Here is a 17,346-nt window from a genome sequence, read left to right as displayed (position 1 = left end):
GCGGGCGCGGTGCACGTCGTGCCGTTCGGGCTGGAGATCCCCTGGGAGACGCCGATCACGATGTTCGCGGGCCAGCACCTGCACGGCATGAACATCGGGGTGACCACGGAGCTGGAGATCGCACGGGCGCTGGACTCCGGGGACCTGGACCCGATCAACGTGCACCCGCTGCCGGCCCAGCAGGCGATCCTGGACGCCTTCGGGCAGCTGGGCTTCGGCTTCCGCAGCGCCGACATGGAACGCGGTCACATTCGCGGGACGCGTCAGCGGCTGCCCTTCTACCAGGAGATCGAGTTCTTCCCGCCGTCGCAGTACCGGGGGCTGAACCAGGTCGAGCTGACGTTCGTCGCGGACGACCGCGAGATGGACGTCGTGCTGGAGATGGACAAGAAGCCGGGCCTCTTCAGTGAGGGCAGCGACTCCTACCGTGCCTTCAAGGTGGGTCTGAACGACTACCAGGGGACCGACTGGGCGGCCTACCTGAATCAGTGGCTCGCCCAGGTCGGCGGTCAGCGCAACTGGCTCTAGGGTCGGTGGGGAGACCCCCGATACCGGAACCACTACAGGAGAGGTGCTGACGTGACCGAGCCGAAGAGGGCGCCGTTGCCGCACGACTTCCATCCCGAGGTCCCCTCGTTCACCGTGGTGAGCGAGGACCTCGAACCGGGGGCCGTGCTTGCGGACGCACAGGTGCAGGCGGCCGGGGACACCTCGCCGCAGCTGCGGTGGGACGGGTTCCCGGCGGGTACGAAGAGTTTCGCCGTGACGTGCTTCGACCCGGACGCTCCTACCGGCAGCGGGTTCTGGCACTGGGTGCTCTTCGACATCCCGGCGTCGGTCACGGAGCTGCCGGCGGGTGCGGGCGGCGGCGCGTTCGAGGGGCTGCCCCCGGGCGCCGTGCACGTCCGCAACGACTACGGGTCGAAGGAGTTCGGCGGCGCCGCGCCGCCGCCCGGCGAGAATCACCGGTACGTGTTCACCGTGTACGCGGTGGACAGCGAGAAGCTCGGTCCGGACAGCGACGCGTCGCCCGCCGTGGTCGGTTTCAATCTGCGTTTCCACACGCTGGGCCGAGCCCAGCTGATCGGTGAGTACGCCGAGCCTGCCTGAAGCCCGCAAAGTCGATAGTTCCCCCCTGTTTGCCCTGCCCTGGTCCTGGAGAGATCAGGGCAGGGCACTTTTTATTGCGTTGTCCATTGCGGCCTGCCCGGCCAGAGTTGATCCGGGCCTGCCAGGCGGCGGGCGGCACACGGGAGGTGGGCGGGATGCGGGACACGCTGGTACTGAATGCGAGCTTCGAGCCTCTGTCGACGGTGACGCTGAACCGTGCGGTGGTGCTGATTCTGCAGGACAAGGCCGTCGTCGAGCAGTCGCATCCCGGCCTCCGTATGCGCGGTGCCGCTGTGGACATTCCGGTGCCGAGGGTGATCAGGCTCTGCCGGTACGTGAGGGTGCCGTTCCGAAGACACGCCCCGTGGTCCAGAAGGGGTGTGCTCATACGGGACCAGCACCGGTGCGCGTACTGCGGGCGGCGGGCGAGCACCGTCGACCACGTGGTGCCGCGTGCCCAGGGGGGTCAGGACACCTGGCTGAACACGGTGGCGTCCTGCGCCGAGGACAACCACCGCAAGGCGGCCCGTACGCCGGAGCAGGCGGGGATGCCGCTGTTGCGGCAGCCGTTCGTACCGTCGCCCGCGGATGCGATGCTGCTGGCGCTCGGGGCCGGTGACCGGTCGGCGCTGCCGGAGTGGCTGGCGCAGTCGGCGGCGTAGTAGGTCTACGCCCCTTGCGGTAGCCACAGCCCGTCTCCGTGCGGAGGCGGGCTGCCGCTTCTCAGCGGAGCAGCAGTTGGACGATGGCGACCGTTCCGACCGTGACGATGAGAGCGCGCAGGATGGCGGGGCTGAGCCGGCGGCCGACCTTGGCGCCGATCTGGCCGCCGAGCGCGGAGCCGACCGCGATCAGTACGACGGCGGTCCAGTCGAACTCGGCGACGAAGAGGAAGAAGAGTGCGGCAATGCTGTTGACGACGGCGGCCAGGACGTTCTTCACGGCGTTGAGTCGCTGCATCGTGTCGTCGAGCAGCATGCCCATCAGGGAGAGGTAGATGATCCCCTGCGCGGCGGTGAAGTAGCCGCCGTAGACGCTGGCGAGCATCAGGCCGACGAAGAGCAGCGGGCCGCCGTCGGGGCGGGCCGGGACGCCGGTCTGTTCGCGGCGGCGCTGGACGGCTTTGCTGATGCGCGGTTGCAGGATGACCAGGACGAGGGCCATGGCGACCAGGATCGGCACGATGGTCTCGAACGCGGTGGACGGCAGCGCCAGCAGCAGCGTGGCGCCGGTCAGTCCGCCGATGAGCGCGCCCACGGCCAGCTTCAGGACGCGTGGGCGCTGCCCTTCGAGCTCCTTGCGGTAGCCGATCGCACCGCTGATGGAACCGGGGATCAGGCCGAGTGCGTTGGAGACCGTGGCGGTGACCGGGGGCAGGCCGGTGGCGAGCAGTACCGGGAAGGTGATCAGCGTTCCCGAACCGACGATCGTGTTGATCGTGCCCGCGCTGATGCCCGCGGCGAAGACGGCGAGCATCTCCCAGATGGTCATCCCGAATCCCCCGTGGCTGATCGGTGCTTGGTGCACTGATCATGCCCGAGGGGGTGTACACGTCAGTCGACGGGGGGCTGCTCGCGGCGCTCCTTGCCCGAGTCGCCGGTGTTGAAGCCGGGCATGCCGCCGGTTCCGAGGTTGCCGAAGGCGCCACTGAGGCCCTTGAGCGCGTCGCCGATCTCGCTGGGCACGATCCAGAGCTTGTTGGCGTCGCCCTCGGCGATCTTCGGCAGCATCTGGAGGTACTGGTACGAGAGGAGCTTCTGGTCCGGGTCGCCGGCGTGGATGGACTCGAAGACCGTACGGATCGCCTGGGCCTCGCCCTCCGCGCGCAGGGCGGCGGCCTTGGCCTCACCCTCGGCGCGCAGGATCGCGGACTGCTTCTCGCCCTCGGCGGTGAGGATCGCGGACTGGCGCGTTCCCTCGGCCTGGAGGATCGCGGCGCGCTTGTCACGGTCGGCGCGCATCTGCTTCTCCATCGAGTCCTGGATGGAGGTGGGCGGCTCGATCGCCTTCAGCTCGACGCGGTTGACCCTGATGCCCCACTTGCCGGTGGCTTCGTCGAGGACTCCGCGCAGGGCGGCGTTGATCTCCTCGCGGGAGGTCAGCGTCCGTTCCAGGTCCATGCCGCCGATGATGTTGCGGAGCGTGGTGACGGTGAGCTGCTCGATGGCCTGGATGTAGCTGGCCACTTCGTACGTCGCGGCCCGTGCGTCGGTCACCTGGTAGTAGATGACCGTGTCGATGTTGACGACCAGGTTGTCCTGGGTGATCACCGGCTGCGGCGGGAAGGGCACGACCTGTTCACGGAGGTCGATCCGGTTGCGGATCGAGTCGATGAACGGGACGACGATGTTCAGGCCTGCGTTGAGGGTGCGGGTGTACCGGCCGAAACGCTCCACGATGGCGGCGCTGGCCTGTGGGATGACCTGGATCGTCTTGATCAGAGCGATGAAGACGAGCACCACCAGAATGATCAGGACGATGATGATCGGTTGCATCGTTTTCCTCGTGCCCTTCGGTTGCCGACGGATCGCGATGATCGAGGTCGAGATCGTGTGAGGGGCCGGAGCCAGTCGGTTGTCCTGCCGGTCCGGTTCTCACGATGATCGACATCGAGTCTGACAGAACGGGCTCTGCCGTGTGGGCTGTTCGGTCACATGACGACGGCGGTGGCTCCGTCGATTTCGACGACATCGACCTGTTGGCCGGGTTCGTAGCTCAGTTCCGCATCCAGGGCGCGCGCCGACCAGATCTCCCCGGCCAGCTTGATCCGGCCGCCTTCGCCGGTGACCCGTTCCAGGACGACGGCCTGGCGGCCTTTCAGGGCGTCGATGCCGGTGGCGTGATGGGGCCGGTCCGAGCGGTGCCGGTTGGCGATCGGCCGGACCACCGCGATCAGTGCCACCGAGACGATCACGAAGACCAGTACCTGGGCCACGACTCCGCCGCCGAGAGCCGCGACCACCGCCGCAGCGACCGCCCCGACGGCGAACATGCCGAACTCGGGCATCGCGGTCAGGACGAGCGGGATGCCCAGTCCCACCGCGCCGATCAGCCACCACACCCATGCGTCGATGATGTCCACCCGGTCATCGTATGACCGCGAGCACCTCCGCCGACAGGGCGCAGGCGGGGCGGGCGCGTGCACCACGGGTCCGTCAGGGGCCGGGGGGCCCTGGGCCGGTGCCGGCGAACGCCCCTCAGCCGAGCGGCAGTCCGCGGGCGGTGTAGCGGTCGCCCTGGTGCTCGACGACGAGCGGCAGGCCGAAGCAGAGGGAGAGGTTGCGGGAGCTGAGCTCCGTCTCCATGGGTCCTGCGGCGAGCACCTTGCCCTGTCGGATCATCAGGACGTGGGTGAAGCCGGGGGCGATCTCCTCGACATGGTGGGTGACCATGATCATGGAGGGGGCGTACGGGTCGCGGGCCAGCCGGCCGAGGCGGCGGACCAGGTCCTCGCGGCCGCCGAGGTCGAGACCGGCGGCGGGCTCGTCGAGGAGCAGCAGCTCGGGGTCGGTCATCATGGCGCGGGCGATCAGGGTGCGCTTGCGCTCGCCCTCGGACAGGGTGCCGAACTTCCGGTCCAGGTAGTCGGTCATGCCGAGCCGGTCGAGGAAGGCGCGGGCGCGGTCCTCGTCGACCTTGTCGTAGTTCTCGTTCCAGGTGGCGGTCATGCCGTAGGCGGCGGTGAGCACCGTCTGCAGGACCGTCTGGCGCTTGGGCAGCTTCTCCGCCATGGCGACGCCCGCGATCCCGATGCGGGGGCGGAGGTCGAAGACGTCGGTGCCGACGCCGCCGAGCTGCTCGCCGAGGACCGTGGCGCTGCCCTTGCTCGGGAAGAGGTAGCTGGAGGCGACGTTGAGGAGGGTGGTCTTGCCGGCGCCGTTGGGGCCGAGGATGACCCAGCGCTCCCCCTCCTTGACCGACCAGGAGACGTCTTCCACCAGAGCGCGTCCGTCGCGGACCACGGATACGTCCACCAGCTCCAGTACATCGCTCATGAGCGCGTTGTCTCCCCATGCAGTTTCGTGATCGTCGCGTGCCTGTGGGCACAGCTCCCAGGGAAAACCTACGCCACCGCACGAGAGCTTCGGGCGCTGGGCCCGTCGTCGCACGGTTGTCGCAGGGTCCCCCGCCCGTCCTGGGCCCGGGTCCGGGACGGGTGAGACAGGGGCCGGGTCCGTTCCCTAGGCTGTCGGCATGCTTTCGGAACCACGCTCAGGGCTGCTGGCCGCTTGGGGCAACGCGTTGCTGGCCGGACTCGTCTCTCCGGACGACGCCGCCGTCGCCATCGTCGGGGAGGACGCGGTGCACCGCGTCGAGGGGCTGCCGGGCGAGGCGGGGCCGGTCGGTCTCACGCTCGCCCTGGGACGGCTGCGGGGGCTCGGTGTGACCGGTTTCCGGGTCGCGCTGCCGGTTCCCGGGCATCCGCTGGGGCTCAGCGGTCCCCCGGAGTTCAACGCGAGGGCGCTGGAGGCCGAGGAGGCTGTGGTGACCTACGGCGCGCCCTACGGGCTGGTGCCCGAGGTGCGTGAGTCGGGCCCGGCCGGGGATCTCCACGTCGCGGTGGCGTGGCACTGCCTGGCGGTGCGGGAGGCGCCGCCCGCCGATGTGCCGTCGCTGGGCGAGGCGGAGCGGGAGCTCGCGGAGGCGTTGCGGGATGCGACGGCGGCGCTGTCGCGGCTGGACGTGGCGGGGTCGGGGCCGGTGGCCGAAGCGGCGCTGGACGCGTACCGGGCGCGGGCGGAGCGGGGGCGCGAGGTGCTGGCCCCGGGGTATCCGCCGCGGGCGGTGCGGGTGCTGGAGCTGGCGCAGCGGGTGGGGCTGCTGGTCTCGCTGGCGTACGAGCACGGGCACGGCGGGGCGGTGAGCGCGTCGGAGATGGCGGCGCGGGGGGAGGTGCTGCGGCCGGTGGAGCGGGTGGCCCGGCGGGCGCAGGTGGCGGCGTACAACGCGTATGTGGAGGAGCGGGCGCGGTAGGGGACGGCCCTGCGCACACGGGCTCTACGGAGGTTGACAGCACGCTCGATCGAGAGGCTGCGGGACGGCCCTGCGTGTAAGGGGCCTGGCCGGTGCGCGGCCCGGTGTGCATTCCCCGTCGCGCGTCGTCCTCAGGTGCTGCGACGGGTCCTGTTGTGCCGCCGGGCGGGCCTTCGTGAAGGCCCGGGCCCGCCCGGTGGTGTCGCAGAGTGTGCGTGGCGTCAGCCGTTCAGGCCGAAGTTGCCGAACGCCGGGTTGAGCAGGCCGATCACGTTGACGGTGTTGCCGACCACGTTCACCGGCACGTGGACCGGCACCTGCACGAGGTTGCCGCTGGCAACGCCCGGGGAGTGGGTCGCGACACCGTGGGCGCCCGCACCGCTGTGACCGGTGGCGGAGGCCGCGCCGGCACCGGCAGCGATGATGCCACCGGCGATCATGGTGACGGCAGCGGCCTTCTTCAGGTTCTTCACTTCAGGATCCTCCTAGCGTCGCTGCGGCCAGCCGCCGCAGCACCGTGGAGAACGCCCCGCCGCCGGGGAGGATGCGCCGTTCGAGTGACATACACCCGACAGTATGAATCTCAGCCCGGTGGCGCGTGGCCGGTGCGGCCGCCCGGTCAGCCCGCCGCCCCGTGCCGGACCGCCCAGAGCGCGGCCTGGGTGCGGTCCGAGAGATCCAGCTTCATCAGAATGTTCGAGACGTGCGTCTTGACCGTCTTCTCGGAGAGCACCAGGGCCCGCGCGATCTCCCGGTTGGAGCGGCCGTCGGCGATGAGGCCCAGCACTTCGCGCTCCCGTTCCGTGAGGGTGCTCCCCCGGCCCGTACCGCTGCCCGGGTCGTCCTGGGCGAGCAGCGCTCCCGCCACTTCCGGCTGGAGCAGGACATGGCCCGCGTACACCGAGCGGATGGCGCCCGCCAGCGCGTCCGGGTCGACGTCCTTGTAGACGTACCCGGAGGCGCCCGCGCGCAGGGCGGGAACGACGGTGCGCTGTTCGGTGAAGCTGGTGACGATCAGCACCTTGGCCGGGTTCTCCAGCTCCCGGAGCCTGCGCAGCGCCTCGATGCCGTCGGTGCCGGGCATCTTGATGTCCATGAGCACCACGTCGGGGCGCAGCTCCTCGGTCCTGGCCACTCCCTCGGCTCCGTCGGAGGCCTCTCCCACGACCTCCATGTCGTCCTGGATCTCCAGGAACGTACGCAGACCGCGGCGGACCACCTGGTGGTCGTCGACCAGCAGCACCCTGATGATCCTGTCAGCCACCGGGTACCTCCATCTCGATCGTGGTGCCCTTGCCGGGCGCCGATTCAACGGTGAGCTTTCCGCCGACGCCGCTCGCGCGGTCCCGCATGGAGACGAGGCCCAGATGCCGTCCCGCCCGGCGGGTGGCCGCCGGCTCGAAGCCGCAGCCGTCGTCGGCGATCCGGAGCACCGTGCCGCCGCCGCTGCCCCGTACGAGCGTGACGTCGACGCGGGCGGCCCCCGAGTGGCGCAGGGCGTTGTGCAGGGCCTCCTGGGAGACCCTGAGCAGCGCTTCCTCCTGTGAGGCGGGCAGTGCCCGCACGCCCAGGCTCTCGAAAGTGACCCGGGCCGTGTGGGCGCGGTCCAGGACCTGGATCTGGGTACGGAGGGTGGCGATCAAGCCGTCCTCGTCGAGTGCGGCGGGGCGCAGTTCGACCACCGCTGCCCGCAGCTCGTCCACCGCCTCCGCCGCCAGGGCCGCGACCTGCTGCAGTTCGCCCTTGGCGCGGACCGGGTCACGGTCGACCAGAGTGGCGGCGGCCTGCGCGGTGAGCCGCAGGGAGAACAGCTTCTGGCTGACCGCGTCGTGCAGCTCGTGGGCGAGGCGGGAGCGCTCCTCGGCGATGGTGAGCTCGCGGCTGCGCTCGTAGAGCCGGGCATTGGTCAGGGCGATCGCCGCGTGCTGGGCGAGGATCCCCAGCAGTTCCTCGTCGTCGGCGGTGAACCCGCAGCTGCCCTCGGGCTTCGGGCAGCGCTTGTTGGCGAGGAAGAGGGCGCCGATGGTCTCGTCGCCGTCCCTGATGGGCAGGCCCAGGAAGTCGGACATGTCGGGGTGGGCGGACGGCCAGCCCCCGAAGCGCGGGTCCTCGCGGACGTCGGCGAGACGCTCGGGCCCCGCCTCGTGCAGCATCGCGGCGAGGATGCCGTGCTGCCGGGGAAGCGGGCCGATGGCCTTCCACTGTTCGTCGCTCACGCCGTCGACGACGAACTGGGCGAAGCCGCCGTGGTCGTCCGGGACCCCGAGCGCCGCGTACTCGGCGTCGAGCAGCTCACGGGCCGAGGCGACGATCGTCTTCAGGACGTCCCGCGTTTCCAGGTGCCGGCTCATGGCGAGCAGTGCGGCACTCACTGCCGCAAGGCCGCCCGCCGGTGGGCGATGACTCATGGGGCTCACCGTACCGGCGGGTCACAGCCCCCGTATCGGCCTGTGGACGGCCGCCGATTAGGGCGCAGGGACTAGGTCCTCCGGGTCGGATCGTGCCGCGCCCACGGTGCCGGGTGCGGAGAACGGGGCGTGGAGCCTCACACTCCGAATTGCTGCAGCAACGGTTGGTGAGATTGATACACGGCCGATGTGAGGCCGCGCATAGGACCTGGGTCACTTACGAAGTCACCTAGTGGACAAATAAGGGCGATATGGGCGCTATATGGGCAGGAACGAGCCCGGATCGAGACCTGCGAACCGCGCCCGGGACCACTACCCGGCTTCGTACGTCACACCTTTGCCACACCATTTTGCGGTCGCTAAGAATTGCAATCGTCCCCGACGGAGATGCGATGCCGCCTCCCGTCTTCGTCCTCCGTGAGGACTTCCGCGATTCGAAGAGGTACCTGCATGTCCGCGTCCAGCATTCCCGGCCGTCTCCGTCGTATGAACAAGACCCAGAAGCTCTCCGTCGCCGGTATATCCGCCGTCGCCGCCGCTGCGCTCTCGTTGTCGCTGGTGCCCGGTAACGCCGATGCCGAGACCGAGCCGCAGGCCATCTCCGGCGCCCCTGTCGTCTTCGCGTCGGCCGCCGGCTCCTCGCAGGCCAAGACGATCCAGGCCAGCGTCATCGAGCAGCACTCCACCGCCGCGCAGCTGATCAAGGCGTCCGACGCCGCGAAGGCCAAGGCCGCCTCGAAGGCGAAGGCCAAGAAGGCCGAGGCCAAGGCTCACGCCAAGGCCAAGGCCAAGGCGAAGGCCAAGAAGGCCGCGGCCAAGCGTGGCAAGCAGGGCGCCAGCCGCTCCGAGTCCCGTACCCCGGTCTTCTCGAACAACCTGGACGGCTGGATCAAGGAGTCCCTGGCCATCATGAAGTCCAAGGGCATCCCGGGCACCTACGACGGCCTGCACCGCAACATCATCCGCGAGTCCAGCGGCAACCCGAAGGCCATCAACGACTGGGACGTCAACGCGGTCAACGGTGTCCCGTCGAAGGGGCTGCTGCAGATCATCAAGCCGACCTTCGACGCCTACCACGTCGGCGGCACCCCCCACGACCAGTACGACCCGGTCGCCAACATCACCGCGTCGGCCAACTACGCCGCCGACAAGTACGGCTCGATCGACAACGTCAACAGCGCGTACTGAGTCCACTCCGGTACGCCGTGACACATGCCGAAGGGCGGCACCCCGTGCGGGGTGCCGCCCTTCGGCGTCGTACGGTGCGCGGCCGCGGGGCGGGCGGCTACTTGCGCATCACCTCGGGCTCGTGGCGGCGCAGCAGCCGCGCGACCGCGAAGCCGCAGATGACACCGAGGAAGACCAGCACCCCGATGTTGATCCCCCACTGGCTCGCCGTGTGCTCCCACAGCGGGTCCAGGTCGGTGGGGTTCTTCTGGTCCCACGGCGGCATGAGGTGGGCGAGGTCGAGTGTCGAGCCCGCGGCCGCGATGGCCCAGCGGGACGGCATCAGCCAGGCGAACTGTTCCAGGCCGAGCGATCCGTAGACCTGGAAGAGGATGCCGGTGAAGACGACCTGGACGATCGCGAACATGACCAGCAGCGGCATGGTCTTCTCGGAGGTCTTCACCAGCGAGGAGATGACCAGGCCGAACATCATCGAGGTGAAGCCGAGCGCGATGATCGTCACGCAGAGCTCGACGGCCGGCGGCATGATCAGGCCCTCCGCCGGCAGATCGCGGGTGGCGAAGCCGATGCCGCAGATGATGACGCCCTGGACGGCCGTGATCATGCCGAGCACGATCACCTTGGACATCAGGTAGGCGGAACGGGAGAGGCCGGTGGCCCGTTCCCGTTCGTAGATCACCCGTTCCTTGATCAGCTCTCGTACGGAGTTGGCGGCGCCGGAGAAGGTCATGCCGATCACCAGGATCAGCATGATCGTTCCGGCGTCGCTGTTGAACCGGGACGGCGGCTTGGGCGGGGCCAGGCCGAAGTCGGCCGGAATGACCACGCTCACCACACCGAGCACCGCGGGCAGGATCACCATCAGACCCATGAAGCCCTTGTCGGACGCGATCACCGACAGATAGCGGCGCATCAGCGTCCACAGCTGCGTCCCCCAGCCCTGCGGCTTCGGCGGACGCATCTGCTGGTGCGGCGGCATGTGCACGGACTGCGCGGCGACGGAGTCGATGTCCGCGGCGTACATCTGGTAGTGCTGCGAACCGCGCCAGCGGCCCGCCCAGTCGTAGTCGCGGTAGTTCTCGAACGCGGAGAACACGTCGGCCCAGGTGCTGTAGCCGAAGAAGTTGAGCGCCTCCTCCGGCGGGCCGAAGTAGGCCACGGCGCCGCCGGGCGCCATCACCAGGAGCTTGTCGCAGATGGCCAGCTCGGCGACGGAGTGCGTGACGACGAGGACGGTACGGCCGTCGTCGGCCAGACCGCGCAGCAGCTGCATGACGTCGCGGTCCATGCCCGGGTCGAGGCCGGACGTCGGCTCGTCCAGGAATATCAGCGAGGGCTTGGTGAGCAGCTCCAGGGCCACCGAGACCCGCTTGCGCTGGCCGCCGGAGAGCGAGGTGACCTTCTTGTCCTTGTGGATGTCGAGCTTGAGCTCGGCGAGGACTTCCAGGATCCGGGACTGGCGCTCGGCCTCGGTGGTGTCCGCGGGGAAGCGGAGTTTGGCCGCGTACTTGAGGGCCTTGGTGACCGTGAGTTCCTTGTGCAGGATGTCGTCCTGCGGAACGAGGCCGATGCGCTGGCGCAGCTCGGCGAACTGCTTGTAGAGGTTCCGGTTGTCGTAGAGGACGTCGCCCTGGTCGGCGGGCCGGTAGCCGGTGAGCGCCTTGAGCAGGGTGGACTTGCCGGAGCCGGACGGGCCGATGACGCCGATCAGCGACTTCTCCGGGACGCCGAACGAGACGTCCTTGAGGATCTGCTTGCCGCCGTCGACCGTCACCGTGAGGTGGCGGGCGGCGAAGGAGACCTCACCGGTGTCGACGAACTCCTCGAGCCGGTCGCCCACGATCCGGAACGTCGAGTGACCGACACCGACGATGTCGTTCGCGCCGATGAGCGCGGAGCCGGACTTGGAGAGCGGCTGGCCGTTGACGTACGTGCCGTTGTGGGATCCGAGGTCACGGATCTCGAAGCGGCCGTCCGGCATCGCGTGGAACTCGGCGTGGTTGCGCGAGACCTGGAGGTCGGAGACGACCAGCTCGTTCTCCAGCGCACGGCCGATACGCATCACCCGGCCGAGCGCCATCTGGTGGAACGTGGTCGGACTGCGGTCGCCGTAGACCGGTGACGCCCCCGCCGCGCCGCCGGCCCCGCCACTCCCGGGGTTGTTCGCCATGCCCTGCTGCGGAACGTGGGGCTGCTGCTGCGCCTGGGGCGCCTGCTGCCAGGCCTGCGGCTGCTGGCCCTGTCCCTGGTGCTGGCCTTGGTGCTGTCCCTGGCCGGGAACCTGCTGTCGGCCGGGGTTCTGCTGCTGGCCGGGGTTCTGCTGGCCCGGCCAGCCGGGTCCGCCCTGTTGCGGCTGCTGTTGCGGCTGCTGCGGCGGGGCCTGCTGTTGCTGCTGGGCCGGGGCCTGAGCGCCCGAGGCGGCCTGCCCGCTGTGCACACCGGCGCCGGCCGAGGCGGCGCTGAGACCGAGCCGGGGCCCGTCGGTGGCGTTGCCCAGATTCACGGCGGAGCCGGGCCCGATCTCCATCTGGTGGATTCGCTGGCCCTGCACGTAGGTGCCATTGGTGCTGCCGTGGTCCTCGATGGACCAACCCCGGCCGTTCCAGCTGATCGTGGCGTGCCGCCACGACACCCTGGCGTCGTCGATCGTCATGTCCCCCTGCGGATCACGTCCGAGGGTGTACGACCTGGACGGATCGAGCGTCCAGGTCCTGCCATTCAATTCCAGTACGAGTTCCGGCACTCCGCGCCCCACTAGTTGTCCCCCGATTACCCCCGTCGCAGGGAGTCTAGGGATGCTGAACATCGTGGGGAACTATTCCAGGAGCAGTCCCCGATACGAAAGCCGGGCGGGGGTTTGACCCTGCCGAGACCTGCACTGTTATGGCTTTGACGCCAACAAAACGGTCATCTACCGACACAACTGGCCATGAACGATTGCGGATCGTGCTGAATTATCTGGTTGGGGGTATCGGTGCGGACTGTCCGGCCCTCGGGACGGACCGCCGGTGGCGCGTCGTGGACCGATACGGTGGGGGGCACCATGAGCGCATCTCAGCCACCTCAGTCCTCGCCGTCTCCTGAGTCCCCTGAGTCACGTCAGGGCATCGACGCACCGACCCTTCTCGTGAAGATCTTCGGGAAGGACCGTCCCGGCATCACCGCCGGGCTGTTCGACACCCTCGCCGCCTACTCCGTCGATGTCGTCGACATCGAGCAGGTCGTCACCCGTGGCCGCATCGTCCTGTGTGTCCTGGTCACCTCGCCGGTCGCGGGCGGTACCACCGAGGGCGATCTGCGGGCCACCGTGCACAGCTGGGCCGAGTCGCTGAAACTGCAGGCCGAGATCATCTCCGGCACGGGCGACAACCGTCCCCGCGGCGACGGCCGCTCCCATGTGACGGTGCTCGGCCACCCGCTGACCGCGGAGTCGACCGCCGCCATAGCGGCAAGCATCACCTCGACCGGCGGGAACATCGACCGGATCTTCCGGCTGGCCAAGTATCCGGTCACGGCCGTCGAGTTCGCGGTGTCCGGCACCGGGACCGAGGAGCTGCGGACCGCGCTGGCCACCGAGGCCGCCGAGATCGGCGTCGACGTGGCGGTGGTCTCGGCCGGGCTGAGCCGCCGTGCGCAGCGGCTCGTCGTGATGGACGTCGACTCGACGCTCATCCAGGACGAGGTCATCGAGCTGTTCGCGGCCCATGCCGGCTGCGAGGCGGAGGTCGCCGCGGTCACCGAGCAGGCGATGCGCGGCGAACTCGACTTCGAGCAGTCGCTGCACGCACGGGTGGCGCTGCTGGCGGGCCTCGACGCATCGGTGGTGGAGAAGGTGCGCGCCGAGGTACGGCTGACGCCGGGCGCCCGCACCCTGATCCGTACGCTGAAGCGGCTCGGCTACCAAGTAGGCGTCGTCTCCGGCGGGTTCACGCAGGTGACGGACGATCTCAAGGAGCGGCTGGGGCTCGACTTCGCCTCTGCCAACACTCTGGAGGTGGTCGACGGGCGGCTCACCGGCCGGGTGACCGGGCCGATCGTCGACCGGGCCGGCAAGGCCCGGCTGCTGCGGAGCTTCGCCGCGGAGGCCGGGGTGCCGCTGGCGCAGACCGTGGCGATCGGTGACGGGGCCAACGACCTGGACATGCTGAACACCGCGGGGCTCGGCGTCGCCTTCAACGCCAAGCCGGTGGTCCGCAGGGCCGCGCACACGGCGGTGAACGTGCCGTTCCTGGACACCGTGCTCTATCTGCTCGGCATCACCCGCGAGGAGGTCGAGGCCGCCGACGGTCTCGTCGAGTAGGGATACGGCGTCGGGGGCGGTGCGCCCCGGACAGCACGGAGGGCCCCGGTGCGCAAGCGGAAGCTCGCGCGCCGGGGCCCTCTTCATGAGCCGGTGCGGCAGGTTGCCCGCCGCCGGTCGTCAGCCATCGACCGCCGACCGCCGGTGGTCAGTCATCGACCGTCGGTCGCCAGTCGTCGGTCGTCAGTCGTTCGGAGTCCAGTACTCGGTGAGCTTGCCGATACCGTGCTCCACGCCCTTCCAGTTGCCGGAGAACTCGACCACGGCGAACGCCGCGGTCGGGAAGCCGCCGCGGGTCATCCGGGCCAGGGCATCGCCCTCGGACGCCCCCGAGAGTGCGTCGGCGAGCGCGTGCATACCCGGGTTGTGGGCGATCACCAGCAGGTTGCGGACCTCGTCCGGGGTCTCGTTGACCAGGGCGATCAGTTCGCCGAGCGAGGCCTCGTACAACCGCTCCTCGTACACGGTCCTGGGGCGCTCCGGCATCTCGTGCACGGCCAGCTTCCAGGTCTCGCGCGTCCTGGCGGCGGTGGAGCAGAGAGCCAGATCGAAGGCGATCCCGGAATCGGCGAGTTTGCGGCCTGCTACGGGGGCGTCCTTGCGGCCGCGTTCCGCGAGGGGCCGCTCATGGTCGGAGTCCTGCGACCATTCCGCCTTTGCGTGCCTGAGAAGGACGATCCTGCGAGGTGTATCGACGCTCATACACCTCAGCTTCGCACGAATCGTGCCAGCTGGCGCAGGGTGTTGGAGTGCTGCTCCGCCACGGTCCGCAGCCGTCAGCGGGTCAGCAGGTCCACGATTCGCTCGAGCAACCGGCCCACCGCCGGATCGCCCATGGCCGCGTGCGCCTCCCCCGGTCCGAGGATCAGCAGCAGCAGCGCGCCGAAGGCGACAGCGGGCAGCGCGACGGCCCACCAGGGCAGCCGGATCTCGACACCGCCCGCATCCGGGCGGGTGGACCGGGTGTGTGTACGGGCCGACATGTCCGCCTCCGGAGGTCATCAGGTCTGGTACCTGAGAACCTACGGATCCGGCCTCGCCCGGCCCATCCGGTGACCCACCCACTTCACCCTGACCCTGACCCCCTAGGGGATGGTGGGGCTAGCCCCACCACGCTCCCGCGCGGGCTACGGGGAGGCGAGGGTGGCGATGACCGCGATGACGATCGAGATCAGCACCATCGCCCCGAAGACGAGCAGGAGCTTCTTCTGACCGTTCTGGGGATTCGGGTCGAGCACAGGAGACATGGACACAGTCTCGCATCTCAGCATTCGTCCTCGATCGTCCGGTCCCGGCCGGCCAGGATGCCCGCCGCCATCTGCGGCACCATCAGGGCCGCCATCAGGCCGATCGGCAGCCCCCAGCCGCCGCTGTGCTGGTAGAGCACGCCCACCAGGAGCGGGCCGGGGATCGAGATCAGGTAACCGCAGGACTGGGCGAACGCGGACAGCCGGACCACTCCGGCACCGCTGCGCGAACGCATGCTGATCATCGTGAGGGCGAGCGGGAAGGCACAGTTCGAGATGCCCAGGAGCACCGCCCACGCCCAGGCCCCGCCGGACGGCGCGAGGAAGAGGCCCCCGTAGCCGATGAGGCCGCACGCGCCGAGGAAGACCACGATCGGGCCCTGGTTCCGCATCCGGGCCGCGACCCGGGGGATGACGAAGGCGAGCGGGACGCCCATCGCCATGGTGACGGCGAGCAGGACACCCGCGGTGCCGGCCGAGACCCCGGCGTCGCGGAAGATCTGCGGCATCCAGCCCATGGTGATGTACGCGGCGGTGGCCTGGAGGCCGAAGAAGCAGGCGAGGGCCCAGGCGGTCCGGCTGCGGGTGATCCTGAGCTCCGGGACCCGTGCCTGCTGGGCGGAGGCCTGCCCGGGGGCGCCGCTGCGGTTCCGTACCAGCGGGATCCAGGGCAGGATCGCGGCGGCGGCGAGCACGGCCCAGATGCCGAGGCCGGCCTTCCAACTGCCGCCCATCGCCTCGGTCATGGGGACGGTCACGGCGGCGGCCAGCGAGGTGCCCAGGGCCAGGGCCATGGAGTAGAGGCCGGTCATGGAGCCGACCCGGTCCGGGAACCAGCGCTTGACGATCACCGGCATCAGGACGTTGCTCACGGCGATGCCCATCAGGGCGAGCGCGCTCGCCGCGAGGAATCCGGCGGTGCCGCCGACGAGGGGCCTGATCACCAGCCCCGCGGTGATCGCGGTCATGCCCGCGCAGACGACCGCGCCGGGGCCGAAGCGGCGGGCCAGGCGCGGCGCCATGATGCCGAAGACCGCGAAGCACAGGGGCGGCACGGAGGTGAGGACGCCCGCGATGCTCCCGCTCATGTGCAGCCCGTCGCGCACCTCTTCGAGGAGGGCGCCGAGGCTGGTGATGGCGGGGCGGAGGTTGAGTGCGGTGAGGACGAGCCCGACGACGACCAGGCGGAGCAGCCACGGCGCGGGGCCGGCCGCGGCGGTGGGGGCGTCGGTCCCGGGGGCCGCCGGAGTGGCGGGACTCAGCGTCCCGGTCGGGGTCTGGGGAGGGGTTTCGTCGTCACGCATGGGGCCATCATAGAATCATGGGATGATTGATTGTCCAATCCTCTCCGATCCTCTGAGAGCATGCGGACAACCCGAGAACAGCGGGACGCGGTCCCGGCCCCTGTCCCGGCCCCGGACACCCGAGCAAGGAGCACCATGGCGCTGACGTCCCCGCGGCGTTCGGCTCTCGCCGACCAGGTGATTGCCCAGCTGAGGAACCAGATCACCTCGGGCGAGTGGCCCGTGGGCTCGCGCATTCCCACCGAACCCGAGCTGGTCGAGCAGCTGGGGGTGGCCCGTAACACCGTCCGCGAGGCGGTGCGCGCGCTCGCGCACAACGGGCTGCTCGACATCCGGCAGGGTTCGGGCACCTATGTGGCCGCCACCAGCGAGCTGGCCGGGGTGATGCACCGCCGGTTCGCCGCCGCCGATCCGCGCCACGTCGCCGAGCTGCGCTCGACACTGGAGTCGTCGGCCGCGCGACTGGCCGCCGTCCGGCGCACCGACCGGGACCTGAAGCAGCTGGACGCGCTCATGCGGCGCCGGGAGGAGACGTGGAACGCGGGGGACGCCGAGGCGTTCGTGGCGGCGGACGCGACGCTGCACCTGGCCGTCGTGGCCGCCTCCCACAACGACGTGCTGACCGGGCTCTACGCCGACCTGGGTGACCTGCTGCGGGAACACGTCCGGGACGACGTCGGCCATGAGCTGCGTCCGGAGAACCACATGGACCACGGGCGGCTGGTCGAGGCGATCCGCGCCGGTGACGCGGAGACGGCGGCGGCCGAGGCCGCGAGCCACGCGCTGAGCTGCCTGGTGGACCGGGTCTGAGGCCC

At 69.9% G+C, this 17,346-nt stretch carries 18 protein-coding genes and 1 pseudogene (1 of these 19 running past the window's edge); 7 read left to right on the top strand and 12 right to left on the bottom strand.

Going from position 1 to position 17,346, the window contains the following annotated elements:
* The 3 genes and pseudogenes from EDD93_RS22615 to EDD93_RS22605 all read left to right on the top strand — a co-directional run.
* Positions 1 to 528 (top strand): annotated as a pseudogene (locus EDD93_RS22615) (sporulation protein); it begins 253 nt to the left of the window's first position.
* Between the two features lie 51 nt (positions 529 to 579).
* On the top strand, positions 580 to 1,110 hold the full coding sequence (locus EDD93_RS22610; RefSeq protein WP_123526888.1) for a YbhB/YbcL family Raf kinase inhibitor-like protein: 531 nt from the start codon (positions 580 to 582) through the stop codon (positions 1,108 to 1,110).
* 155 nt (positions 1,111 to 1,265) lie between these two features.
* On the top strand, positions 1,266 to 1,772 hold the full coding sequence (locus tag EDD93_RS22605; protein WP_024490345.1) for an HNH endonuclease: 507 nt from the start codon (positions 1,266 to 1,268) through the stop codon (positions 1,770 to 1,772).
* Between the two features lie 61 nt (positions 1,773 to 1,833).
* On the opposite strand, the gene EDD93_RS22600 is transcribed toward EDD93_RS22605, so the two are convergent.
* The 4 genes from EDD93_RS22600 to EDD93_RS22585 all read right to left on the bottom strand — a co-directional run bounded on the left by EDD93_RS22600 (position 1,834) and on the right by EDD93_RS22585 (position 5,105).
* Positions 1,834 to 2,601, bottom strand: coding sequence for a sulfite exporter TauE/SafE family protein (locus EDD93_RS22600; protein ID WP_123526887.1), 768 nt, complete (start codon positions 2,599 to 2,601; stop codon positions 1,834 to 1,836).
* A gap of 62 nt (positions 2,602 to 2,663) precedes the next feature.
* Positions 2,664 to 3,605 (bottom strand): SPFH domain-containing protein, encoded by a 942-nt coding sequence (locus tag EDD93_RS22595; RefSeq protein ID WP_123526886.1) that lies wholly within the window; start codon positions 3,603 to 3,605, stop codon positions 2,664 to 2,666.
* Between the two features lie 155 nt (positions 3,606 to 3,760).
* On the bottom strand, positions 3,761 to 4,192 hold the full coding sequence (locus EDD93_RS22590) for an NfeD family protein (RefSeq protein WP_123526885.1): 432 nt from the start codon (positions 4,190 to 4,192) through the stop codon (positions 3,761 to 3,763).
* 115 nt (positions 4,193 to 4,307) lie between these two features.
* The gene (locus EDD93_RS22585) at positions 4,308 to 5,105 is read right to left on the bottom strand and encodes an ABC transporter ATP-binding protein (protein ID WP_123526884.1); all 798 of its coding nucleotides are present in this window, start codon (positions 5,103 to 5,105) and stop codon (positions 4,308 to 4,310) included.
* 199 nt (positions 5,106 to 5,304) lie between these two features.
* Between EDD93_RS22585 and EDD93_RS22580 the strand changes: the two genes are divergently transcribed.
* Entirely contained in the window at positions 5,305 to 6,084 is a 780-nt protein-coding gene (locus EDD93_RS22580) for a hypothetical protein (protein WP_123526883.1), read from the top strand.
* A gap of 221 nt (positions 6,085 to 6,305) precedes the next feature.
* Here EDD93_RS22580 and EDD93_RS22575 read toward each other — a convergent pair whose 3' ends face one another.
* The 3 genes from EDD93_RS22575 to EDD93_RS22565 form a co-directional block, all read right to left on the bottom strand.
* The gene (locus tag EDD93_RS22575; protein WP_123526882.1) at positions 6,306 to 6,557 is read right to left on the bottom strand and encodes a chaplin family protein; all 252 of its coding nucleotides are present in this window, start codon (positions 6,555 to 6,557) and stop codon (positions 6,306 to 6,308) included.
* Between the two features lie 146 nt (positions 6,558 to 6,703).
* Positions 6,704 to 7,348 (bottom strand): response regulator transcription factor, encoded by a 645-nt coding sequence (locus EDD93_RS22570; RefSeq protein ID WP_123526881.1) that lies wholly within the window; start codon positions 7,346 to 7,348, stop codon positions 6,704 to 6,706.
* A complete protein-coding gene (locus EDD93_RS22565) occupies positions 7,341 to 8,492 on the bottom strand; it encodes a GAF domain-containing sensor histidine kinase (protein WP_123526880.1) in 1,152 nt (383 codons plus the stop codon). Before EDD93_RS22565 ends, EDD93_RS22570 begins: the two co-directional genes overlap by 8 nt.
* A gap of 450 nt (positions 8,493 to 8,942) precedes the next feature.
* On the opposite strand from EDD93_RS22565, the gene EDD93_RS22560 reads away from it, so the two are divergent.
* On the top strand, positions 8,943 to 9,680 hold the full coding sequence (locus EDD93_RS22560; RefSeq protein ID WP_123526879.1) for a transglycosylase SLT domain-containing protein: 738 nt from the start codon (positions 8,943 to 8,945) through the stop codon (positions 9,678 to 9,680).
* Positions 9,681 to 9,777: 97 nt separating this feature from the next.
* Here EDD93_RS22560 and EDD93_RS22555 read toward each other — a convergent pair whose 3' ends face one another.
* The gene (locus tag EDD93_RS22555) at positions 9,778 to 12,435 is read right to left on the bottom strand and encodes an FHA domain-containing protein (protein ID WP_123526878.1); all 2,658 of its coding nucleotides are present in this window, start codon (positions 12,433 to 12,435) and stop codon (positions 9,778 to 9,780) included.
* A gap of 288 nt (positions 12,436 to 12,723) precedes the next feature.
* Between EDD93_RS22555 and serB the strand changes: the two genes are divergently transcribed.
* Positions 12,724 to 13,980: a phosphoserine phosphatase SerB gene (serB, locus tag EDD93_RS22550; RefSeq protein WP_123526877.1), complete on the top strand. Its 1,257-nt coding sequence runs from the start codon at positions 12,724 to 12,726 to the stop codon at positions 13,978 to 13,980.
* A 183-nt stretch (positions 13,981 to 14,163) separates the two neighbouring features.
* Here serB and EDD93_RS22545 read toward each other — a convergent pair whose 3' ends face one another.
* The 4 genes from EDD93_RS22545 to EDD93_RS22535 form a co-directional block, all read right to left on the bottom strand.
* Positions 14,164 to 14,682, bottom strand: a complete 519-nt coding sequence (locus tag EDD93_RS22545) for a histidine phosphatase family protein (RefSeq protein WP_123526876.1) — start codon at positions 14,680 to 14,682, stop codon at positions 14,164 to 14,166.
* Between the two features lie 74 nt (positions 14,683 to 14,756).
* Positions 14,757 to 14,963 (bottom strand): hypothetical protein, encoded by a 207-nt coding sequence (locus EDD93_RS22540; protein WP_123526875.1) that lies wholly within the window; start codon positions 14,961 to 14,963, stop codon positions 14,757 to 14,759.
* A gap of 144 nt (positions 14,964 to 15,107) precedes the next feature.
* Positions 15,108 to 15,218: an SGM_5486 family transporter-associated protein gene (locus EDD93_RS40310; RefSeq protein ID WP_260147507.1), complete on the bottom strand. Its 111-nt coding sequence runs from the start codon at positions 15,216 to 15,218 to the stop codon at positions 15,108 to 15,110.
* Between the two features lie 26 nt (positions 15,219 to 15,244).
* Positions 15,245 to 16,531, bottom strand: coding sequence for an MFS transporter (locus EDD93_RS22535; RefSeq protein WP_123526874.1), 1,287 nt, complete (start codon positions 16,529 to 16,531; stop codon positions 15,245 to 15,247).
* Positions 16,532 to 16,666: 135 nt separating this feature from the next.
* On the opposite strand from EDD93_RS22535, the gene EDD93_RS22530 reads away from it, so the two are divergent.
* Entirely contained in the window at positions 16,667 to 17,341 is a 675-nt protein-coding gene (locus EDD93_RS22530) for a FadR/GntR family transcriptional regulator (protein WP_123526873.1), read from the top strand.
* Positions 17,342 to 17,346: the final 5 nt, after the last annotated feature.

The organism is Streptomyces sp. 840.1 (assembly GCF_003751445.1).
GTDB lineage: Bacteria > Actinomycetota > Actinomycetes > Streptomycetales > Streptomycetaceae > Streptomyces.
This window is presented reverse-complemented; position numbering and strand designations above follow the sequence as displayed.